Annotated in this window: 18 protein-coding genes and 2 pseudogenes; 9 read left to right on the forward strand and 11 right to left on the reverse strand. The window is 50.0% G+C overall.

Features of this window, described 5'->3' with window-relative positions; translation table 11 throughout:
* Nucleotides 1-5: 5 nt before the first annotated feature.
* The 3 genes and pseudogenes from V6E55_RS20850 to V6E55_RS20860 all read right to left on the reverse strand — a co-directional run.
* On the reverse strand, nucleotides 6-464 hold the full coding sequence (locus V6E55_RS20850; RefSeq protein WP_316943805.1) for a DUF1311 domain-containing protein: 459 nt from the start codon (nucleotides 462-464) through the stop codon (nucleotides 6-8).
* Complete coding sequence (locus tag V6E55_RS20855; RefSeq protein ID WP_316943806.1) at nucleotides 461-1,384, reverse strand: peptidoglycan-binding protein; 924 nt, start codon at nucleotides 1,382-1,384, stop codon at nucleotides 461-463. The genes V6E55_RS20850 and V6E55_RS20855 overlap by 4 nt, the downstream gene beginning before the upstream one ends.
* A 176-nt stretch (nucleotides 1,385-1,560) precedes the next feature.
* Nucleotides 1,561-2,010: pseudogene (locus V6E55_RS20860) on the reverse strand (transposase); the annotation flags it as partial.
* 305 nt (nucleotides 2,011-2,315) lie between these two features.
* Here V6E55_RS20860 and V6E55_RS20865 point away from each other — a divergent pair.
* On the forward strand, nucleotides 2,316-4,475 hold the full coding sequence (locus tag V6E55_RS20865; RefSeq protein ID WP_316943807.1) for a hypothetical protein: 2,160 nt from the start codon (nucleotides 2,316-2,318) through the stop codon (nucleotides 4,473-4,475).
* A gap of 211 nt (nucleotides 4,476-4,686) precedes the next feature.
* Entirely contained in the window at nucleotides 4,687-5,088 is a 402-nt protein-coding gene (locus tag V6E55_RS20870; protein WP_316943808.1) for a YybH family protein, read from the forward strand.
* A 53-nt stretch (nucleotides 5,089-5,141) separates the two neighbouring features.
* Here V6E55_RS20870 and V6E55_RS20875 read toward each other — a convergent pair whose 3' ends face one another.
* Nucleotides 5,142-5,597, reverse strand: a complete 456-nt coding sequence (locus V6E55_RS20875) for a hypothetical protein (RefSeq protein WP_316943809.1) — start codon at nucleotides 5,595-5,597, stop codon at nucleotides 5,142-5,144.
* Between the two features lie 430 nt (nucleotides 5,598-6,027).
* Between V6E55_RS20875 and V6E55_RS20880 the strand changes: the two genes are divergently transcribed.
* Together V6E55_RS20880 and clcB are read left to right on the forward strand one after the other, a co-directional pair.
* Nucleotides 6,028-6,651, forward strand: coding sequence for a glutathione S-transferase family protein (locus V6E55_RS20880; RefSeq protein ID WP_316943810.1), 624 nt, complete (start codon nucleotides 6,028-6,030; stop codon nucleotides 6,649-6,651).
* Nucleotides 6,652-6,752: 101 nt separating this feature from the next.
* Complete coding sequence (clcB, locus tag V6E55_RS20885; RefSeq protein ID WP_316943811.1) at nucleotides 6,753-8,063, forward strand: voltage-gated ClC-type chloride channel ClcB; 1,311 nt, start codon at nucleotides 6,753-6,755, stop codon at nucleotides 8,061-8,063.
* On the opposite strand, the gene bioD is transcribed toward clcB, so the two are convergent.
* From bioD to V6E55_RS20900, 3 genes are all read right to left on the reverse strand, one after another.
* On the reverse strand, nucleotides 7,998-8,693 hold the full coding sequence (gene bioD / locus V6E55_RS20890) for a dethiobiotin synthase (RefSeq protein WP_114977402.1): 696 nt from the start codon (nucleotides 8,691-8,693) through the stop codon (nucleotides 7,998-8,000). The two genes, clcB and bioD, sit on opposite strands and share 66 nt — an antisense overlap.
* Nucleotides 8,694-8,822: 129 nt before the next feature.
* On the reverse strand, nucleotides 8,823-10,043 hold the full coding sequence (mlc, locus tag V6E55_RS20895; RefSeq protein WP_316943812.1) for a sugar metabolism global transcriptional regulator Mlc: 1,221 nt from the start codon (nucleotides 10,041-10,043) through the stop codon (nucleotides 8,823-8,825).
* A gap of 121 nt (nucleotides 10,044-10,164) precedes the next feature.
* On the reverse strand, nucleotides 10,165-11,070 hold the full coding sequence (locus tag V6E55_RS20900) for a LysR family transcriptional regulator (RefSeq protein ID WP_129995949.1): 906 nt from the start codon (nucleotides 11,068-11,070) through the stop codon (nucleotides 10,165-10,167).
* Between the two features lie 121 nt (nucleotides 11,071-11,191).
* Here V6E55_RS20900 and V6E55_RS20905 point away from each other — a divergent pair, with 121 nt between their 5' ends.
* The 5 genes from V6E55_RS20905 (at nucleotide 11,192) to V6E55_RS20925 (ending at nucleotide 16,441) form a co-directional block, all read left to right on the forward strand.
* Nucleotides 11,192-12,445, forward strand: a complete 1,254-nt coding sequence (locus tag V6E55_RS20905; protein WP_316943813.1) for an MFS transporter — start codon at nucleotides 11,192-11,194, stop codon at nucleotides 12,443-12,445.
* Between the two features lie 74 nt (nucleotides 12,446-12,519).
* Nucleotides 12,520-14,004 carry a carboxypeptidase M32 gene (locus tag V6E55_RS20910; RefSeq protein ID WP_316943814.1) on the forward strand — a complete coding sequence of 495 codons (1,485 nt, stop codon included), beginning with the start codon at nucleotides 12,520-12,522 and terminating at the stop codon, nucleotides 14,002-14,004.
* Nucleotides 14,005-14,176: 172 nt separating this feature from the next.
* Entirely contained in the window at nucleotides 14,177-14,701 is a 525-nt protein-coding gene (locus tag V6E55_RS20915) for a thioredoxin fold domain-containing protein (RefSeq protein ID WP_410493472.1), read from the forward strand.
* Between the two features lie 175 nt (nucleotides 14,702-14,876).
* Nucleotides 14,877-15,341 carry an acid resistance repetitive basic protein Asr gene (gene asr, locus V6E55_RS20920; protein ID WP_316943815.1) on the forward strand — a complete coding sequence of 155 codons (465 nt, stop codon included), beginning with the start codon at nucleotides 14,877-14,879 and terminating at the stop codon, nucleotides 15,339-15,341.
* A 278-nt stretch (nucleotides 15,342-15,619) separates the two neighbouring features.
* Entirely contained in the window at nucleotides 15,620-16,441 is an 822-nt protein-coding gene (locus V6E55_RS20925) for a trypsin-like serine peptidase (protein WP_114977413.1), read from the forward strand.
* A gap of 1 nt (nucleotide 16,442) precedes the next feature.
* On the opposite strand, the gene V6E55_RS20930 is transcribed toward V6E55_RS20925, so the two are convergent.
* From V6E55_RS20930 to V6E55_RS25900, 4 genes and pseudogenes are all read right to left on the reverse strand, one after another.
* Complete coding sequence (locus V6E55_RS20930; protein WP_316943816.1) at nucleotides 16,443-18,605, reverse strand: bifunctional diguanylate cyclase/phosphodiesterase; 2,163 nt, start codon at nucleotides 18,603-18,605, stop codon at nucleotides 16,443-16,445.
* An 84-nt stretch (nucleotides 18,606-18,689) separates the two neighbouring features.
* Complete coding sequence (mdtI, locus tag V6E55_RS20935; RefSeq protein ID WP_114977415.1) at nucleotides 18,690-19,019, reverse strand: multidrug/spermidine efflux SMR transporter subunit MdtI; 330 nt, start codon at nucleotides 19,017-19,019, stop codon at nucleotides 18,690-18,692.
* Nucleotides 19,006-19,368, reverse strand: a complete 363-nt coding sequence (mdtJ, locus tag V6E55_RS20940) for a multidrug/spermidine efflux SMR transporter subunit MdtJ (RefSeq protein ID WP_114977416.1) — start codon at nucleotides 19,366-19,368, stop codon at nucleotides 19,006-19,008. Before mdtJ ends, mdtI begins: the two co-directional genes overlap by 14 nt.
* A 117-nt stretch (nucleotides 19,369-19,485) precedes the next feature.
* A pseudogene (locus V6E55_RS25900) lies at nucleotides 19,486-19,656 on the reverse strand (protein YdgV).
* Nucleotides 19,657-19,664 lie beyond the last annotated feature (8 nt).

The following is a 19,664-nucleotide window of genomic DNA, read 5'->3' on the forward strand; positions in this document are numbered from 1 at the left end:
TCAGATCACTCTTCATCAGCATGAAGCATTTTTATCTCTTCAGCATGCCTTTTATTAAGATTGATTTGACATTGATAAATATAAGGCCAGTAATCATAGGTATCTTCCCCGATTTGCGACCCAACACCTAAACAGAAGTTTTTACGATACTCTTTCCAGGAATTTTGTGAATCGAGGAAAAACTTGCTGAAGACATCACCAATGGTTTGTTGAGGGTCCTTACCTTTGTAAACGGGACCAGTATTATTTTCCTTTATTTGCATGACTGTTTTGTTAATTAACTCGTCCATGCTTTTATTACTTTTATCACTAAGTGCATGTAAGCATTCAGATGCTTTTCCTCGATCAGCATTAGTACGCCAACAACTATCAGTTTCTGGCCCTGCGATAATATCTGATTTCTCAGCACTGTAGGCTGACGGAACTAAAGTCATAAAAACAATCGCTAGCACTGTCTTTTTCATTGTAAATACCTGATTCGGTGTCTTGTAGACTCATAACGCATAAGTGATGAGTCATCCCTGATGAAGTTTATAAGCGCTGTTCTGCCTTCTATTGCAGACTCTATTAAGCTTGCGGGATGCCTTATACCCTGATAAAAAATATCGACAACAACATCTTTAATTTTCTGATCGAGTTGCTCCCATGACGGTGCATTCGGTTCTTTTGTTGCTCTCCTGACATAAAAAGGTTTGGCGTAATTCTTTTTTTCCAGATAAGAACGTTTGAACAATTCAATCTGCTGGACATAGCTTATTTCGCCAAATAACTGCCATGTGGTTTCTACAAAAAATTTAGCCTGTCTTCCACTAAGATATGCCGCGTTTGAAGCAATCACGGCTCGGTATTCTTCTATGCCAAGACTTCGCAGTGTTGAATAAATCTCTCCAGCAGTACGCATTTTCATGTCATAACCGCGTCCTAGTGTGACGCCAGATACATCACCAGGCCAATGCAGTATTCGTGAGAAATAGTCATGTCTTTTAGGTGCCCTCTTTGGGGCATAATCAGGAAGAATATAATCATGTCCTTCAGCATCAAAGGTTACCTGACCTTCAGGCACCTTTAACTGCACCGCCCCGACAGTTTTACGCCAGGGCTGTAAAACAACATTCTTTATCGCTTCCTGAAGCCAGATGTCTCCAGGATGAATCATTCCCGTCGGTCTCATTGAGAGCATATTCTGAAGCCAACGAATACCGTCAATCGTATCCCTGTCACATTTGCCGTTAACTTCAACTTGTCGCCCAGTGAGTTCCTGATAACCGGACTCACTGAGCATTTGCTGAAACCACAACACCTCATCTGGCTGGTTGTTACCGCACTCCCCTATAGTGGAATCAATCCGCATAATCCGTGATCCGTAGTTTTGCCGACTACCCATGAGCACTTTCCCTATCCCTTGATGCGTCAAAGTAATTTTCTCTATTATGCAACTTTAAAGATGAGATCGTCATTCGGAAATAATGTAACAAAAAACGTCGTATGAACTTTACAACGTTCAAAATGGATGGATAAGACTTACACATTTTTGCGAACGGTCGCATAGCCTGGGTGTTAACAGTCCTTCAGCCAACTATCGCTTTGTACCGGCGACCAGTCCTGATGCATCTTCTCTGCAATGATTTTACACAATGCGGGGCTTTCAATTAGCTTGCAAGGTTTTGGTCTCAGTGCATTTTCCCATGCATCAGTATCCACTTTTGATGCACGGTATTGTTTTACACCACCGTGCATCCTGATCTCGCGGCTGATCGTTGAGGGTGTTTTTGATAATTTCTCAGCGATATCTCTGATACTGCATTTTGCAACCAGTCCCTTGGATATATCTTCTCTTTCATCGAGCGAAAGCGCTAACCGCTACCACTTCTCGCAGGGGGAGTATCCATCAGCCTGGCAAATAGTGGGTATGTTGGAAGAATGATATCTGTCGAACATTCTGGCGATATCATGCAGGAAATCACCTTGCTTATATCTGTTCCAGATGATCGCTTTCTGTTCTGCCGTGATTCATGGCAATATCTACCTTGATTAAGGATAGCGTTGCATTGAGCCGCTGAACACACAGTCAGAAGCGGACATTAGTTATAAATTCAATGCATATATTGCGTTGAAAAAGTTTGAAGTGCATTGCAAATCTTATATTTTATTATCATTAGTATACTTTATAATATTCACCCCTTGCCTGCGACTTCGTTCGAAGTTATAACTTTATTTACTGCCTCAAAGATGGACGCATTGTAGTGATTTTTTGAAATTAAATAAATCACCATCTATGATAGCAAGAGCCTCATTTAGATTTTCAACAAGGGATTATGATGAAACTCACAGTCGATCTGAAGAATTGCTACGGCATTAATGAATTAGTACATGAGTTTGATTTTAGTACAACCAGAAGTTATGCAATCTATGCACCCAATGGTTTTATGAAAACCTCATTCTCTAAAACTTTTAACGATTTAGCAAAAGGAACAGAAACAAAGGATTTAATATTCACAGAAAGAGTATCAAATAGAATTATCCAAGATGATACAGGTAAAGACATTGCTGCAGAATCTATTTTCGTTGTTGAACCATATAATGCTGACTTTTCATCTGAAAAAACATCACTACTACTTGTAAATAGTGATGTCAAGGAAAAGTATGATAATTCCCTCAAAGACATTTCTGATAAACAATCTATTTTATTTTCGAAGCTTAAACAACTATCTGGATTGACTGGTAGAAACGTTACTCCAGAATCTGAGATTTTAAAAATATTCGGCAATAAAACCCTTGGTGAGCTAATGGAATCTCTAGAGGAGGAAATTAAAAGTGGAAATGAATCTGAGCTTTCTTCGATAGTTTATGTGGAGATTTTCAATGATAAGACTGTGGGACTTTTAGAGTCAGGAACAATTAAAGAACAAATTGAAGACTACATCAATAAATATAATGAACTTATATCAAAATCAGATGTTCTCAGTAAACATTTTAATCATTACAGCGCATCAACCATTAATAAGCAACTCAAAGACAATGGTTTTTTCGAAGCTAAACATACAGTAAATTTAAGAACAAAAGACGGAATGAAGGAGATTTCCTCGGCTGATGAACTTGCTGAAAAAATTGAAGATGAACGAAAGAAAATATTGACAGATAAAGATCTTTCTTCAAGATTTGATGCCATAGATAAGAAAATACAAAACACTGACCTAAGGAGGTTTAGAGATTATTTATTTGACAATCAGAAAATACTCCCACATTTGAAAGACTTTAGACAGCTCCAGAAAAAACTGTGGGTTTCTTATTTAATTGATCAGAAGGAACTTTACAATCAATTTCTTGTTGCCTATAGAACAAACAAAATCACTATTGAAGAAGCTATTGAGCAAGCAAAGAGCGAAAGAACGGAATGGGAGGAAGTTGTTGAAGCATTCAATAGACGATTCACCGTCCCATTTAAAATGAGTGTATCAAATCAGGATGATGTTATTCTGAAAGGCTTGCAACCTTCAATTTCATTTAAATTTTATGATGATGATGGCGAAGGCGACGTCCAAAAAGATTCTTTATTGACAGTATTGAGTCAGGGAGAAAGAAGAGCGCTTTATATACTTAATATATTGTTTGAAATCGAAACAAGAAGGAAGCAAGGAATAACAACAATCCTAGTGATTGACGACATTGCGGATTCGTTCGATTACAAAAACAAGTATGCAATTATTGAATACTTAAAAGATATTGCAAGTTCAGGAAGTTTTCTGTGTCTATTTTTGACGCACAATTTTGATTTTTATAGGTGTATAGGTGGAAGACTTGGATTAAAACGTGAATGCAAACTTCATGCTTCTAAGATAGGTAGAAAACTAAAACTCACTCAGGAAAAATATCAAAAGAACCCGTTTAATCACTGGAAACAAAACCTAACCACATCTAAATTTTGCATCTCTGCAATTCCATTCGTTCGGAATTTGGCTGAATACTGTGGTTTGGAATCCGAGTTTCTCAAATTGACGTCTTTACTTCATATTAAGGCAGATACTGATACAATTACATTAGATGAACTTTGCTCCATATATAAGAAAATCCTTTCTGATAAACAACAGTTAACTTTGCCCCCACCAGAGAAACTTGTGATTGACTTGATCAATGAAGAAGCAGAGTTAGTTTTCCAAACCCAAGAGGAAGTTGTTGAGCTTGAAGGGAAAATTGTACTATCAATTGCCATTAGACTAGTAGCGGAGCGGCATATGATTAGAGCTATCAACAATGAAGCATTTACAAACTCCATAACCGAGAACCAAACTATCAAGCTTCTTCAAAAATACAAGGAACTTGGAGTTGGTGATGAATTGAGTATTTCCACTCTCGAACAGGTGAATTTAATGACTCCAGAAAATATTCATCTGAATTCATTTATGTATGAACCTATTCTTGATTTAGGAATAACTCATCTTAAAAATTTATATTCGGATGTGAAGCAACTCCCTTAACCTGTCCTTTCATATGCCTTTTAAAATGTGATGGTTATGCGTTTGAGAAAATGTTTATAACGCATAGCCACCACCATTCTGTAACTCATTACTGATGTGGCTAAGTTATCCGCGTCAAACCTAAACCTATCCCCCATAAAACCTGGTAGCTTTACAGTTACGCATGACTGTTATGTTAATACGCCTTCCCCCCTTCTCCGAGGAAATGCGCATGACCCCACATCCGCTGCGCCAGATAATCGAATCCTGCGATCACGCCATCACCACCAAAAACTATGCCGCCCTGATGGAGTACTACGCCGAAGACGCGGCTCTGGTGGTCAAGCCCGGCATGACCGTTAAAGGTAAAGACAACATCCGCAGCGCGTTTATTGCCATCGCAGATTATTTTCAGGATCAACTGGTTGTCGAACAAGGAGAGATGCAGGTGATAGAAGGTGGCGGCAATGCGCTTGTTATCATGGAAACCATTCTGCGTTTTCCGGATGGTCAGGGTGGAAGAACGGAAATATCACGTCGCGCCACCTATGTTTTTCGACAGGAGAGCGACGGTCGCTGGCTTTGTACCATCGACAACTCCTACGGGACGTCACTCCTGGATACGGGGAACTGATTACTTCTATCACGACGTCAAAGGGGCGCTACCGCCCCTCCATACCAGCACCCTTAATGCGCAGTAATGCGCGGCTCCTTCACAAACTCCGCCAGCAGCCACACCATATCGTGCAGCAAGCCTGTTAGCTCTTTCGCTACATTCGCAGGTAGCGTTCCGCCCTTAACCGCTTGTGTCAGCGCCAGAGCATAGTCCACCTGGGTCACGGTATCCTGCCAGCAGTCCGGCACGCAGGAGTTCAGTTTCTCACCCATGATCAGTTGCGCGATCAGGTCTGGCGGAAGATCAACATCGCAAAGTTCCCTTAGCTTACGCAGGGCGTGCAGCAGACGCTCGCAAAGCGCAGTAAACATCGTTGCATCTTCGATTTCGACCAGCACACTCACCAGCGCGGCGCAGTTGTCGGCGACGACAAACAGATCGGCATCAGCCGGAAGCGGCCGGGAGATAAGTTGCAGAATGACGCTTTCGTCAGACGGGAGATAAGTCAGGGTTGGGATAGTAGCCATATAAGGCATCCTTCTATATGTAGTTCAATTAACTACCCAATGAGTTCCTACGCCCGAGGGGTAGCGCTGACAGAGGTAGGAATACCGCCCATATAGAAAAACGGCCAGCCTTGCGACTGCTCCGCCAGCGCCACCGCAATTGTAACGGGATCGGCACTGCCGCGACATACGAAATGTCACTATATGGTTGATACGGGTTCCTACGCCCGATTGCGGATATGCCGCAACGCAGGCACTTTACGACCCCGATCGGTTTAAGAAAAGACATAACCCTTAATTTCACAAGGTTACTTTGCGGTTTGCGAGGCGTCTTCCAGAAACGTTCCGTCTGGTCAGGAAAAGCACTCCCCACCAAATTTTGCCCCAACCTCCTCTGCTGAACTGATGTATTGTTTTCGCACAATGAACGCCCCTAAAGGACACCTGCGCAATGATAAACATCCTCGGTAAAACCACCTCAATCAACGTTCGTAAAGTGCTCTGGACCTGCGAAGAAGCCGGTATCGCGTACCAGCAGGAAGATTACGGCAGCGGCTTTGCCTCCACCGAAACGGATGAATTTCGCGCGCTGAATCCTAACGCCATGGTGCCCGTGCTGATCGATGATAATTTCGTGCTGTGGGAATCCAACTCTATCTGCCGTTATCTGGCGCGCAAGGCAGGACGTTATGATCTGCTGCCGTCAGAACCGCAGGCCTGTGCCAATGTCGAACGCTGGATGGACTGGCAGGCAACCGAGTTCAATAACGCCTGGCGCTATGTCTTCCCGGCACTGGGGCGTAACAACCCGGACTATAACGACGCCGAAAGGATTGCTGCGGGGATAAAAGAGTGGAACGGGTGCATCACCCTCCTTGAGGGGCAACTTCAGCGCACCGGTGCCTTTGCCGCAGGCGAAGTGTTTACGCTTGCAGATGTTGTGCTCGGGCTGTCGGTGAATCGCTGGAAAATGACCCCTTTCGACAAACCTGATGTACCCGCCGTTGATGCCTGGTTTGAACGACTCAACCAGCGCCCGGCATTTTTGCGTCACGGTAATAACGGAATGGTGTAGAAATACGGCCGGGCGTCGCCCGGCTTTTTCGCACGCATACCTTTTGCTAACCCTGCGATTTCCCGCCACAATATTGCATCGACTCCGTTTAATCGCGACTCATGCAACGTCTTCACACTTATCCCGACATCCGGGCAATGTTTCGTCGACTCCTGATAGCCACCATCACTGGCGTACTGGCCGCGCTGGCCGTTGCGGTGTTCCGCCACAGCATGTATCTGCTGGAGTGGCTGTTTCTCAGTAACGACAGCGGCAGCCTGGTGAATGCCGCCGCCGCGCTCTCTCCCTGGCGGCGCGCACTGACACCTGCCCTGGGTGGGCTGGCGGCCGGGTTACTGTTATGGGGATGGCAGCGATTTACCGCGCAGCGTCCTCACGCCCCAACTGATTATATGGAAGCGCTGGAGACCGGTGATGGTCAGTTTGACTACGGCGCCAGTCTGGTGAAATCCCTTGCGTCACTGCTGGTCGTTGCCAGCGGGAGTGCCATTGGCCGCGAAGGGGCGATGATCCTGCTTGCCGCCCTCGCCGCCTCCTTTTTCGCCCGCCGCTTTACGCCGAAATCTGAATGGAAACTCTGGATCGCCTGCGGCGCCGCGGCCGGGATGGCCAGCGCCTACCATGCTCCGTTAGCCGGAAGCCTGTTCATTGCGGAGATTCTGTTTGGCACGCTGATGCTGGCCTCGCTTGGCCCCGTGGTTATTGCTGCGGTGGTGGCGCTGCTCACGACGCATCTTTTAGCACCCGGAGCCCTCACGCTCTATGACGTGCGTTTGAGTGGCATACTCACCGCGGCAGATTATGCCCTGTTGCTCGCTATGGGTCTGCTGGCGGGCCTCTGCGGCCCACTGCTGATGTGGCTGATGACGTTCAGTCATGAGTTATTCCTGCGTCTCAAACTTTCACCGCCGTGGCAACTGGCGCTCGGCGGTTTGATCGTCGGGCTGCTGTCCCTTTTGACGCCTAAGGTGTGGGGGAATGGCTACAGCGTGGTTCAAGCTTTTCTGCTCGCGCCCCCGTTGCTGTCAGTCATTGCCGGTGTGTTTATCTGTAAATTGCTGGCGGTACTGGCCAGCAGCGGCTCGGGTGCACCGGGAGGGGTATTTACGCCTACGCTGTTTGTCGGTATGGCGACAGGGATGCTGTTTGCTCAACTTTTCGCGCTGTGGTTACCGGGTTCTGAGACGGCGATTTTGCTGGGGCTGGCAGGCATGGCAACGTTACTCGCCGCAACCACACATGCGCCCATTATGTCGGCGCTGATGGTCTGTGAAATGACCGGGCAGTATTTTTTGCTGCCCGGTTTGTTGGTCGCCTGTGTTGTGGCGTCCGTGCTGTCGAGGACGTTACGCCACGACTCGATCTACGGTCAACACGCCACCGAGGGCAGAGAGATCGATGTATTGCGCTAACTCGCGCTGCTCCGCGCGGGGCAGGTACGGCAACTCACCGACCAAAGGCCCTGGCAGTTTTGTGCTCAGCACGTCGATGATTTCAGCGTAGTGCGCAAGTCCTGGGTTGATACGGTTTGCCACCCAGCCAATCAACGGCAGGCCGTCATTGGCAATGGCTTGTGCCGTCAGCAGCGCATGGTTAATGCACCCTTCCTGGATACCCACAACCATCACCACAGGAAGTTGTTCCTGCACCACCCATTCAGACAGCGGGCGCAAATCATTCATCAGGCTGCGCCAGCCGCCCGTCCCTTCAACCACAACGTGATCAACCTTCCCGCTCAGGTTTGCCAGACCATCAGACAGCAGGGGGTAATTAATCATACCGCTGTGCGCCACGCTGCTCTCCTCTTCGCTTAACGCAATTGGATTAACCGCGTGATAAGGCAGCTCCAGCGACGAGACGCTTTGCAGCACCAGAGCGTCTTTATTACGCAATCCCTCTGGCGTCTCTTTACTGCCTTTTGCGACCGGTTTGTACCCTGCAACGCGTTTACCGCTTGCAGCCAGGGCCTGCAGTAATGCGCGGGATACCACTGTCTTGCCGACAGAGGTATCTGTACCAGTAACAAAGAAACGCTTAAGCATGACTCGCTCCACCTCTTGGGTATGCTTCGAAATATAAACCAGGTAAATAATTCAGTGGGGGAAGTCTACGGGAAGCGTGCGCTACCCGGCTTGAGATAGCGCAATTTTTCTTACATCTGCGGAAAAGAGTTAACCCTGTAACAGGCGGATCAACAGCGAGCCGTTATACATGGCATCTTTGACCAGCGCCGCACCTGCCATCGTGCCCTGGTTGGAGAATTGGGTACTTTCTACCGCAATATTTTTGCTGTACGCGGGGAGCGACTGCTGATGAATACAGGCCGAAATAGCCGGGAAGAGGATCTCCGCCGCCTGGCTGAGCGGCGAACCAATCAGGATTTTTTGCGGGTTGAAGAGATTCACCATAATAGCCAGAATGCGGCCAACGTTATTACCTACGCCGGTAATAATATCCTTCGCCAGGAGATCGCCCTGACGTGCGGCAGCGCAGAGGGAATCTACCGTTAAGGGTTGTCCGTGTAGCGAAGAGCTCATGGACTGGCCGAGCCTCGCCTGCGCCAGTTCCAGCACGCTTTCCACGCTGGCAATGGTCTCCAGACAGCCATGGTTCCCGCAATAACAACGTTTACCGTAAGGGTCGACCTGGGTGTGACCAATTTCCACCAGACTACTGCTTCCGGCATGCAGAAGGCGTCCGTCAGTGATAACACCGGCCCCGACGTTATGATCGATGACGACCTGAATTACGTCCCGCGCACCACGTGACGCGCCAAACAGTGCCTCGGCCATCGTCCAGGCGCTGATGTCATGCTGAATATAGACCGGTACACCGGTATGGTTTTTCAGCACTTCACCCAACGGCATCTCTTTGACATCGTCGTAAAACGGCATACGGTGAACAATGCCATTTTCGGTATCAATAATGCCCGGCATGGTGATGGCTATCGCCGTTAAGCGTTCAAGCCGCTGTTGATGACGGATAAAGAAGTTATCGATATGCGAGACAATCGCATCGAGGAGCGGTTCCTTAGCATTGAGCGGCAGTTCGAGCCGGTCTTCCACCACCAGTTTGCTGCTCAGGTCGCGCAGCGCAAGGAAGATTTCTCCCCGACTGATACGCAGTGACAGGTAGTGCCACGCTTCAGTCTCAACCACCAGCCCGACCGCCGGACGGCCACGGCTGCCCGGCTCCTGGATCTCGGTCTCCTGAACCAGGTGGGCTTCCAGCATTTCGCGGACAATCTTGGTGATACTGGCAGGTGCCAGTTGTGCCAGGCGCGATAGATCGATACGCGAAACCGGACCAAGCTGATCAATCAGGCGATACACCGCGCCAGCGTTGGTCTGCTTAATCTGATCAATATGCCCTGGCTGACTATCAGCAACCACCTCGTACTCCCTTATTTTCGAGCTTCGAAATAAACTTTGGGCTATGGTGAAGCACTTCCATGGCCGTCGTCAAATATTTACTTAGCCATGTGATTTACTGCACATTTTTGCCCGTATTTCCCTATAAATATCGCCCGGCAGAGGCGCTAATTAACTGCTGTTTAAAACGCTGTGCGGCATGACTCTGTTCATGATGTTTTGACCATACCAGCCACATCTCGGAAATGGCGTCCTCTTCAGCGATGGTAACCCAGCGCATTTCGCGCAATTGTACCCGTTTAAAGGAGGCCGGAAGAATAGACACGCCCAGCCCGGCAGCGACCAGACCAATAATGGTCATCGCTTCCCCAACTTCCTGAGTGATAACCGGGGCAAGATCGTAGCGGCGCATCAAACCCAGAATATCATCATACAGGCCCGTCCCGACCTGCGGGTCAAAAAAGACAAACGGCTCTTTTGCCAGTTCAGCCAGCGTGACAGACGGACGCGAAGCCAGTGGATGATCGTGAGGGATCATCGCCATCAGCGGTTCGCGCAGGATCACCTGCCACGACAGCGTGTCCGGCAGTTGAGTGTTTCGCATCAGCCCCAGATCCAGCGAACCTTCATTCAGTGGCGCAATCTGTTCGCGGGTATTAATTTCGCGCGTCTGAATATGAACATCCGGAAAATGCCGGCGGAATGAGGAGAGTGTCTCCGAGACAGCGCTGATAAACGGTGCGGACGAGGTAAACCCGATCCGCAGTTCTCCGGTCTCCCCGAGATACAACCGTTCTGCCCGGGCCGCGGCCTCCTCGACCATACTCAGGATTTGTCTGCTGTCGGCCAGAAACTGTTTCCCCGCTGCCGTCAGACTCACGCTGCGGTTGGTGCGGGCCAGAAGACGTGCCCCAACCTGCTGCTCCAGGATCTGAATCTGCTGGCTTAGCGGTGGCTGAGAGATATTCAGTCTTGCCGCCGCGCGGCCAAAATGCAGTTCTTCGGCAACGGCAACAAAGTAGCGGAGGTGACGCAGCTCAATATTCATATTTTTAAAGTATCATTTGAGATTATTAATATATTAGACAGAATATTTACATTTTCCTACTCTGATCATGTGGTCATACCCGTCACCAGAAATCACGGGGATGTTTAAGCAAGGAAACTGTGTGAGTCGTACAACTGCCATTGATATCGATCCGGCCAGAGATATCAATGATTTACCCGTATCACCTCAGCCGGTTCAGTTCATTAAACGCGGTACACCTCAATTTATGCGCGTCACGCTGGCGCTCTTCTCTGCTGGTCTGGCAACGTTTGCACTGCTCTATTGCGTTCAACCGATCCTGCCCGTTCTCTCTCACGAATTTGGCATATCACCCGCCAGCAGTAGCGTTTCGCTCTCAATTTCCACCGGGATGCTGGCGATTGGCCTGCTCTTTACCGGCCCGCTCTCAGATGCCATCGGTCGCAAACCGGTGATGGTTACCGCGCTGATGCTGGCCTCGGTCTGTACATTACTCTCGACCATGATGACCAGCTGGCACGGTATTCTGGTGATGCGCGCGCTGATTGGTTTATCGCTCAGTGGGGTTGCCGCTGTAGGGATGACCTACCTCAGCGAAGAGATCCACCCGAGTTTTGTTGCCTTCTCAATGGGGTTGTACATCAGCGGGAACTCAATCGGTGGGATGAGTGGACGCCTGCTGAGTGGGGTATTTACGGACCTCTTTAACTGGCGTATTGCGCTGGCTGTCATTGGCTGCTTCGCCCTTGCCTCTGCACTGATGTTCTGGAAAATTCTGCCGGAATCGCGCCATTTCCGCCCCACCTCGTTGCGTCCTAAAACGCTGTTTATCAACTTCCGTCTGCACTGGCGTGATAAAGGGCTGCCGCGCCTGTTTCTGGTCGGCTTCCTGCTGATGGGCTCCTTTGTCACACTGTTTAACTATATTGGCTACCGCCTGATGCTCTCACCGTGGCATCTGAGCCAGGCCGTTGTCGGTTTGCTTTCTGTCGCCTATCTGACCGGAACATGGAGCTCTCCAAAAGCCGGGGCGATGACAGCGCGTTTCGGGCGGGGACCGGTGATGCTGGTATTCACAGGCGTGATGTTACTCGGCCTGCTGTTGACGCTCTTCTCCTCCCTGTGGCTGATTTTTGCTGGAATGCTGCTCTTCTCCGCGGGATTCTTCGCCGCCCACTCTGTCGCCAGCAGTTGGATAGGCCCACGCGCCCGTCGGGCCAAAGGTCAGGCGTCGTCGCTTTATCTGTTCAGCTACTATCTCGGTTCCAGTATTGCCGGGACGCTCGGCGGCGTGTTCTGGCATAACTACGGCTGGAACGGTGTGGGTGGATTTATTGCGCTGATGCTGTGCGCGGCGCTGCTGGTGGGTGGGAGTTTGCATAAACGTCTGCATTAACATTCTATTGTCTTCGTGTTTAAATCAAGCCGATGCTAATTTTTGTCATCGGCTGATTCAGACACGAGGACTTCATGAAAAACAACAACTACCAACAACTCACCCGCACCTTCCAGCGCCTCTCCCGATTCTCTCACCTTTCCTCCATCGCCAGTTGGGACATGTTCACCATGATGCCGCCAGGCGGCAGCGCCGCGCGCGGTGAGGCGCTGGCGGAGATGAGCGTCCTGCAGCACCAGATCCTGACCGATAAGAAAGTGGGCGACCTGCTGGCTGCAGCGGCAGGTGAAGATCTGAATGACGTTGAAGAGGCCAATCTGCGCGAAATGACGCGTCAATATCAGCAAGCCTCGCTGCTGCCAGAATCGCTGGTAGAAGCCAAATCCCTTGCGGGCAGCAGGTGTGAACACGCCTGGCGCACGCAGCGCCCCGCTAACGACTGGCAGGGTTTTTCCGCCAACCTGAAAGAGGTGGTCAAACTCAGCCGGGAAGAGGCCCGCCTGCGGGCCGAAGCCAAAGGCTGTACGCCGTACGACGCGCTGCTGGATATTTTTGAGCCCGACATGACCAGCGCCCGCCTGGACGTCCTGTTCGGCGATATGAAATCCTGGCTGCCGGACCTGCTGGCAAACGTGGTGGAAAAACAGGCTCAGCGTTCGTTTGTTCCACCGCAAGGCCCCTTCCCGACAGCAACACAGCGTGAGCTGGGGCTGGAAGCTATGCAGATACTTGGCTTCGATTTTAACGGCGGACGCCTGGACGTCAGTGCGCACCCGTTCTGCGGCGGCGTACCGGAAGATGTGCGAATTACCACGCGTTATGATGAGGATGAACTGCTTAGCGCGCTGTTTGGTGTGATTCATGAAACCGGGCACGCCCGCTACGAACAAAACCTGCCGCGCGCGTGGGCAGGACAGCCAATTGCCCTGGCTCGCTCCACCGCCATCCATGAATCTCAGAGCCTGTTCTTTGAGATGCAACTCGCCCGCAGTGAGGCCTTCCTCAAACATCTCCTCCCTGCGGTGCACGCCCGTTTTGGCAGCCAGGCGGCGTTCAGTGAAGAGAACTTTATTGCCTGGAACCAGCGCGTGAAGCCGGGCTATATTCGCGTCGATGCGGACGAAGTGAGTTACCCGGCACATGTCGTGCTGCGCTACGAGATTGAGCGTGCATTGATCAATGGCGAGATCGAAGTGGACGATATTCCCGCCCTGTGGGATGAGAAAATGCAGGCCTGGCTCGGATTATCCACTAAAGACAACTACCGCAACGGCTGTATGCAGGATATCCACTGGACCGACGGCGGTTTTGGTTACTTCCCGTCTTATACGCTGGGCGCTATGTATGCTGCACAGCTGTTCCATGCAGCAAAGACCGCGCTTCCAGGTCTGGAGTCTGCCATCGCGAATGGCGATTTTTCCGCTCTGTTTGACTGGTTGCGTCAGAACATCTGGCAGCACGGTAGCCGCTTTACGACATCGCAACTCATTACGCAGGCAACGGGCGAAGACCTGAATATCCGTTACTTCCGGGAACACCTGACTTCGCGTTATTTGTAATCCTTCCAGCCGGAGCATGCTCCGGCTATCCCCTCGCCTTTTTTGTATAAGACGATGATTTAGCACATACCTTTTTGATCAGACCTGGTGTATTACTGCGTTTCCTTGTCAAATAATTAAACCGCTATCAGACAGGGATTAACAAAATAAGGGATGAATGATGAAAGGCATAATGAAAACGATGTTAGCCATTCTGTGTGCGACGAGTTTAAGTACCTTCGCGGCCACGGATAACACACCACAAGATGCATTCAATGATATTACCCGCTCACTGACAGATCTCCAGCCCATCACGTTTCAGGCTCCCGTGGAGAGATACAAGCTGCTGGTGTTTATTGATAATCAGTGCATTTACTGCAGCAATGTGGTGAAAAACGTTAAGCAGTATACGGATGCCGGGTTGACGATGTCGTTTCTGACCGTTGCGCCCAACGCCATTCGCGACTCGGTCATTGAAGATATGGGGCGCGTCTGGTGTTCAACCGATAAGGCCAAAAGCCTGCAAAAAGCGATGGCGGGTTTTTTACCTGACAACGACACCACCGCAGCCTGCTCCGAATTGATCACACGGCAATCCGCGCTGGCTGAACGGTTGGGCGTGAGCATTACGCCCGTTATGGTGGTGATCGAGCCTGAGTCACGCACCATCATTGGCAGTCAGTCTCCGGCCGCGATTCTGACCGCACTCAAGAAATAACGCTGGCCTGAACGGACAGCGGCGCTGGCCCTGTCCGTACACCCCATCCCCGCTTTGTACATTCCGTTACACAGCGATACCAATCACTCACGGAAACCTCGAATTTACAGGGATATAGTTATTTCAACGGCCCCGCAGTGGGGTTAAATGAAAAACCAAATTCGAGGGTATGAGAATGAATAAAGTATTAGCTCTGGTTGTTGCCGCTGCTATGGGTCTGTCTTCTGCTGCGTTTGCTGCTGAAACTACTGCAACCGCTGCACCGGCTGCCGCTCCAGCTGCAACCACTACTGCTGCTCCAGCAAAAGCGGTTCACCATAAGAAACATCATAAAGCTGCAGTGAAAAAAGAAGCCGCTGCACCTGCAACCGCAGCACCAACCGAGCAAAAAGCTCAGGCTGCCAAAAAGCACCACAAAAAAGCCGCTAAACCGGCTGTAGAGCAGAAAGCTCAGGCTGCCAAAAAGCACCACAAGAAAGCCGCTAAACCGGCTGTAGAGCAGAAAGCTCAGGCTGCTAAAAAGCACCACAAAAAAGCGACCAAACCAGCTGTAGAGCAGAAAGCTCAGGCCGCTAAAAAGCACCACAAAAAAGCAGTAAAACACGAAGCTGCTAAACCAGCTGCACAGCCAGCTGCGTAAGAGTACAAGCTTAATCGTGCCCTTCGGGGCACGTTGGTAAACCGGCGCTGAACCGGAACAGGTTCCGCGCCGTTTTTTTATCCGGAGGGCGTATGCTGCGACGCTATCGGTTTGAGCTGATCCTGATCCTGCTTATTTTATGCGCGCTCATCGCAAGCCATTTTTATCTTTCCTGATTGTAGCACGCTGATTTTACTCCCACTTTAGCGCTGTCCCGTCTATAGTATTTTCTTAGGGTTCACTTTTAATAATCATAATTACCCCCACCAGAGTGTGATATGCGTAAATCTGTTGTGTTGTTACTGGGAACGTTTGGTCTTTTTTCTGGATTTTCACATGCGGATGATGGCGGTGATGACACCATTAGCGCGAAAGATCTAAAAACGCTTTTTTTCGGTCATGATGACCGGACTCGCGTCACCGACCCGACCCAGTCTCCCTGGGATGCGATAGGGCAACTGGAAACCGCCAGCGGTAACTTGTGTACCGCGACGTTGATCACCCCGCAACTTGCCCTGACGGCCGGTCACTGTCTGTTGACTCCGCCAAACGGCAAGCCAGATAAAGCGGTTGCCTTGCGGTTTGTGTCGCAAAAAGGAATATGGCGCTATGAGATCCACGGCATCGAAGGCCGGGTAGATCCCTCTCTCGGCAAACGCCTGAAACCCGATGGTGATGGCTGGATAGTGCCACCGGCAGCCGCCTCATGGGATTTTGGCCTGATCATTTTGCGCTACCCGCCTTCAGGTATTACACCGCTGCCGTTGTTTGACGGAGATAAAGCCGCACTTACCGCCGCGCTCAAAACCGCCGACCGCAAGGTGACGCAGTCAGGTTATCCTGTTGATCATCTGGATGCGCTTTACACTCACACCGACTGTGTTGTGACGGGCTGGGCACAAACCAGCGTACTCTCGCATCAGTGCGATACGTTGCCGGGTGACAGTGGTTCGCCGTTAATGCTGAAAACGGATAACGGCTGGCAATTGATTGGCGTCCAGAGCTCCGCACCTGCGGCGAAAGATCGCTGGCGCGCAGATAACCGGGCGTTGTCTGTTACCGGTTTTCGCGACAAGCTGGAAGCGCTGGCGCAGCAGTAAATCAGCACTGCCTGATCTGATGTAATTCTCTGATTGACTCAATTGGCATCGGCTGGCTGAACCAAAAACCCTGCAGTTGATCGCAGCCAGCCAGCCGTAGCAGTTTCATTTGTTTCTCAGTTTCCACCCCTTCCGCCACCACCGCCATGCCCAGCGCATTGGCGATCCGCACTGTGCCGCTGACCAGCGCTGCCGCCTGTTCATCGTTGCCCACCAGCCCGGCCAGTGATTTATCAATCTTAATGGTGTCGAAGTTAAAACGCCGTAAATACCCAATACTGGAATAGCCCGTGCCAAAATCATCCAGTGCCACCGCGGTTCCAAGCGCTTTAAGATTGGCTATTGCCATGCGGGCACGCTCCGGGTTTTCCAGCACATAGGTCTCTGTTACTTCAAGCTGCAATCTGTTGGCCGGGAAACGCGTGGTCTCCAGCACACTGGCCACTTTGTCTTCAAATTCGGGATCGCGAAATTGTGCAGGAGAGATATTCACAGAGAGTTTTAACTCACTGAATGGCTCCAGATCCTGACAGGCCCGCTGCAAGACAAACTGGCCCAGTTTGTAAATCAAACCGCTGGTCTCTGCAATGGTGATAAAGGTGTCCGGGCCAAGTGGCCCGCCCGGTCGACGCGGCCAACGAACCAGCGCTTCGACACTGCTCATTTTCTGGCTGTGAGCGTCAATAATTGGCTGGTACCAGACCTCAAACTCATCGCGCTCTAGGCCGCTTCTGATCTGATTCTCAATCGCCAGCTTACGTTCTCGGGCACTGTTCAGCGCCGCGTCGTAGTGGGTGATGCGCCCTTTTCCACTCATTTTGGCGTGATACATGGCAATATCCGCACGGCGAAACAGCTCAGTACTGGTGCATTCGATCAGGGTGCCGCTGGCAATACCTATACTGGCGCCGATATGGATTGTGCGCTCCCCCAGCCGAATCGGGATGTTAAGAAAATCCAGCACCGAACGGGCAAACGCAGTGGCCTGCGCTTCCGCGCCATCACCGCCGATGGTCATGGCAAATTCATCACCGCCCATGCGTGCCAGCATCCCTCCCGGTGGGACGCGTTCATTCAGCGTTTTCGCTATCACTACAATGAGATCGTCACCCACGCTATGACCGTAGATGTCATTGACATCCTTAAAGCCATCCAGATCGATAAACACCACGCTTTTGACGTCAATATCGCCGCGTAAACTCACGCGATCCAGGTCTTCGATCAGCGCACGTCGGTTCGGCAGATGGCTTAACCAGTCCGTTCTCGCGACCAGACGCGCCTGATTTTCTCCACGCGCAAGTTTGTATAGCCCCACACTGCTCACCAGAATGAAGAGCAGGATCAACGCCGATGCCAGCACCACAATCTGCGTAATATCGGACGATGCAGCCTGGGCGGCTTGTGCCCCCGGAAGACGTGCCTGCCAGTTCAGATATCCCAGTAACTCGCCTGCTGAACTGTGCAGGGGCATACTCAGATTATTGATTTTTTCAGGGGTAAAGTTGAGGTTATCAATCTGAAAGGTCGCCCCCAGATCGGATAATATTTTCGCGTTCAGGTGACGCGTAATCACCAGATAGCGGCGTGTTCCATCGGTAACCTGTAAATCTCCAATCATCGGGCGAATCAGCCCTATACCAACAAATGCAATGCCGTTACGCGTTCGGGTGATCCCCGCATAGATATTTTTATCACTGGACAGTGCTTGTCCGTACTGGTTAATAAGCCCTTTGAAGCCTTTGCCAAAAAAATCAAGGTTCGTCTCTTTGAACGGTTGGCTTTGAAACGATCCCCAGATGACATTGAAGTGTTCATCAAGCACGAAAGTGCCGTCATAGAGGTTGTTAATTTTAAAGCCAGCGCCCCAGGTGTTATACAGCCAGTTGGGATCCAGCGTTGGACGGTACGTCTCGTGTACCGCATCGTCCCAGACGGCGTTATCCAGGACCAGCGAGGAGACCCGGTTGACGGATGTCTGAATAGCACCCTGCACGGAAAGGGCTGAACGGTGTTCGTCAATTTCATTGGTTTTCGTGCTGATAAGGTGCAGAGATAAATAGAGCAGTGCGACAATGGAAATGATTAAGCCGATCCCCGCGATGAAGATCATGGCAAACAATGTTCTCGCAGTAGGAATATTGCGCCAGGTCAATGTGCGATACATCAGCCATCCTCTTCAATGTTATGCTTTTCTAAGAGTACTACAGGCAGCGAATTTCGCTGCCTGTAAATAATGGCTGTCAGTATATCAGGCAAGTTTTATCATGATCATACCAGCAAGCAGTAATATCAGTCCTACCCAGCCTTTGTTATTTAAACGCTGACCGAAGAGCACCCAGCCTGCTGCCAGCGTGGCGGCGATACCAAACCCTCCCCACAGCGCATAGGCAACAGAAAGGTCGATACCTTTTACCGCCTGGGACAGGGCACTGAATGCCCCCAGAACCGCAGCAATCGACATCAGTCCATATACTTTACGGCGAAAACCATCGGAGAATTTCAGCAGGACGTTAGCCAGAATTTCCAGCACGATGGCTAAACCCAACCAGGCCGCATGAACCCATTCAAACTGTTGCATGGTTCTGCTCCTTCTGCTGTTTTGTCGGTTTACGGGTACCCGATTTAATCAGCACAATACCCGCGACCAGCGTCGTTAACCCGGCAACCTTCATCGTGGAGAGTGTTTCGTCAAATATCATGACGCTGAACAGTGTAATCAGCAAAATACCGATCCCCTCCCACAGGGCATAGGCCACACCCAGCGCAATTTTTTTCACCGCAAATGAGAGGAAAATATAGGAAAGTGAAATCATCACCAGCATTAAAATAAAACCGGTGTTGCCATCGCTGACACTTGCCCATTTCATAGACAACGTGCCGGTAATTTCAGCGACAATAGCCAGAGCTAATAAAATCCAGTAAAACATGTTTTTCTCCTGCTTGAGAATATAATCCATCGTGGCCCGCCGCGAGCAGCAAACCAAAAAATATGAAATTAAATCAGACAGCTAAGCGCGTAGCGCCAGCTCAGGCAGAAGATGTGACTATAGTGCGGTGCGCCAGTGTTGCTCACCAGAAAGCAGGCAGAAGGAAGAGGAAAATACAACAGTATTGTTTGAAAAGTACGTCCTGAACAAATTGTCCATAAAATTACAATTATCCGCGGTGTTGCTTCTCGTCTTTGCGGATCAAAATTGTCCTCGGTAGTTAAACACGCCAGATT

Source organism: Enterobacter sp. 342 (assembly GCF_036663495.1).
In the GTDB taxonomy this organism is placed as follows: Bacteria; Pseudomonadota; Gammaproteobacteria; order Enterobacterales; family Enterobacteriaceae; genus Enterobacter.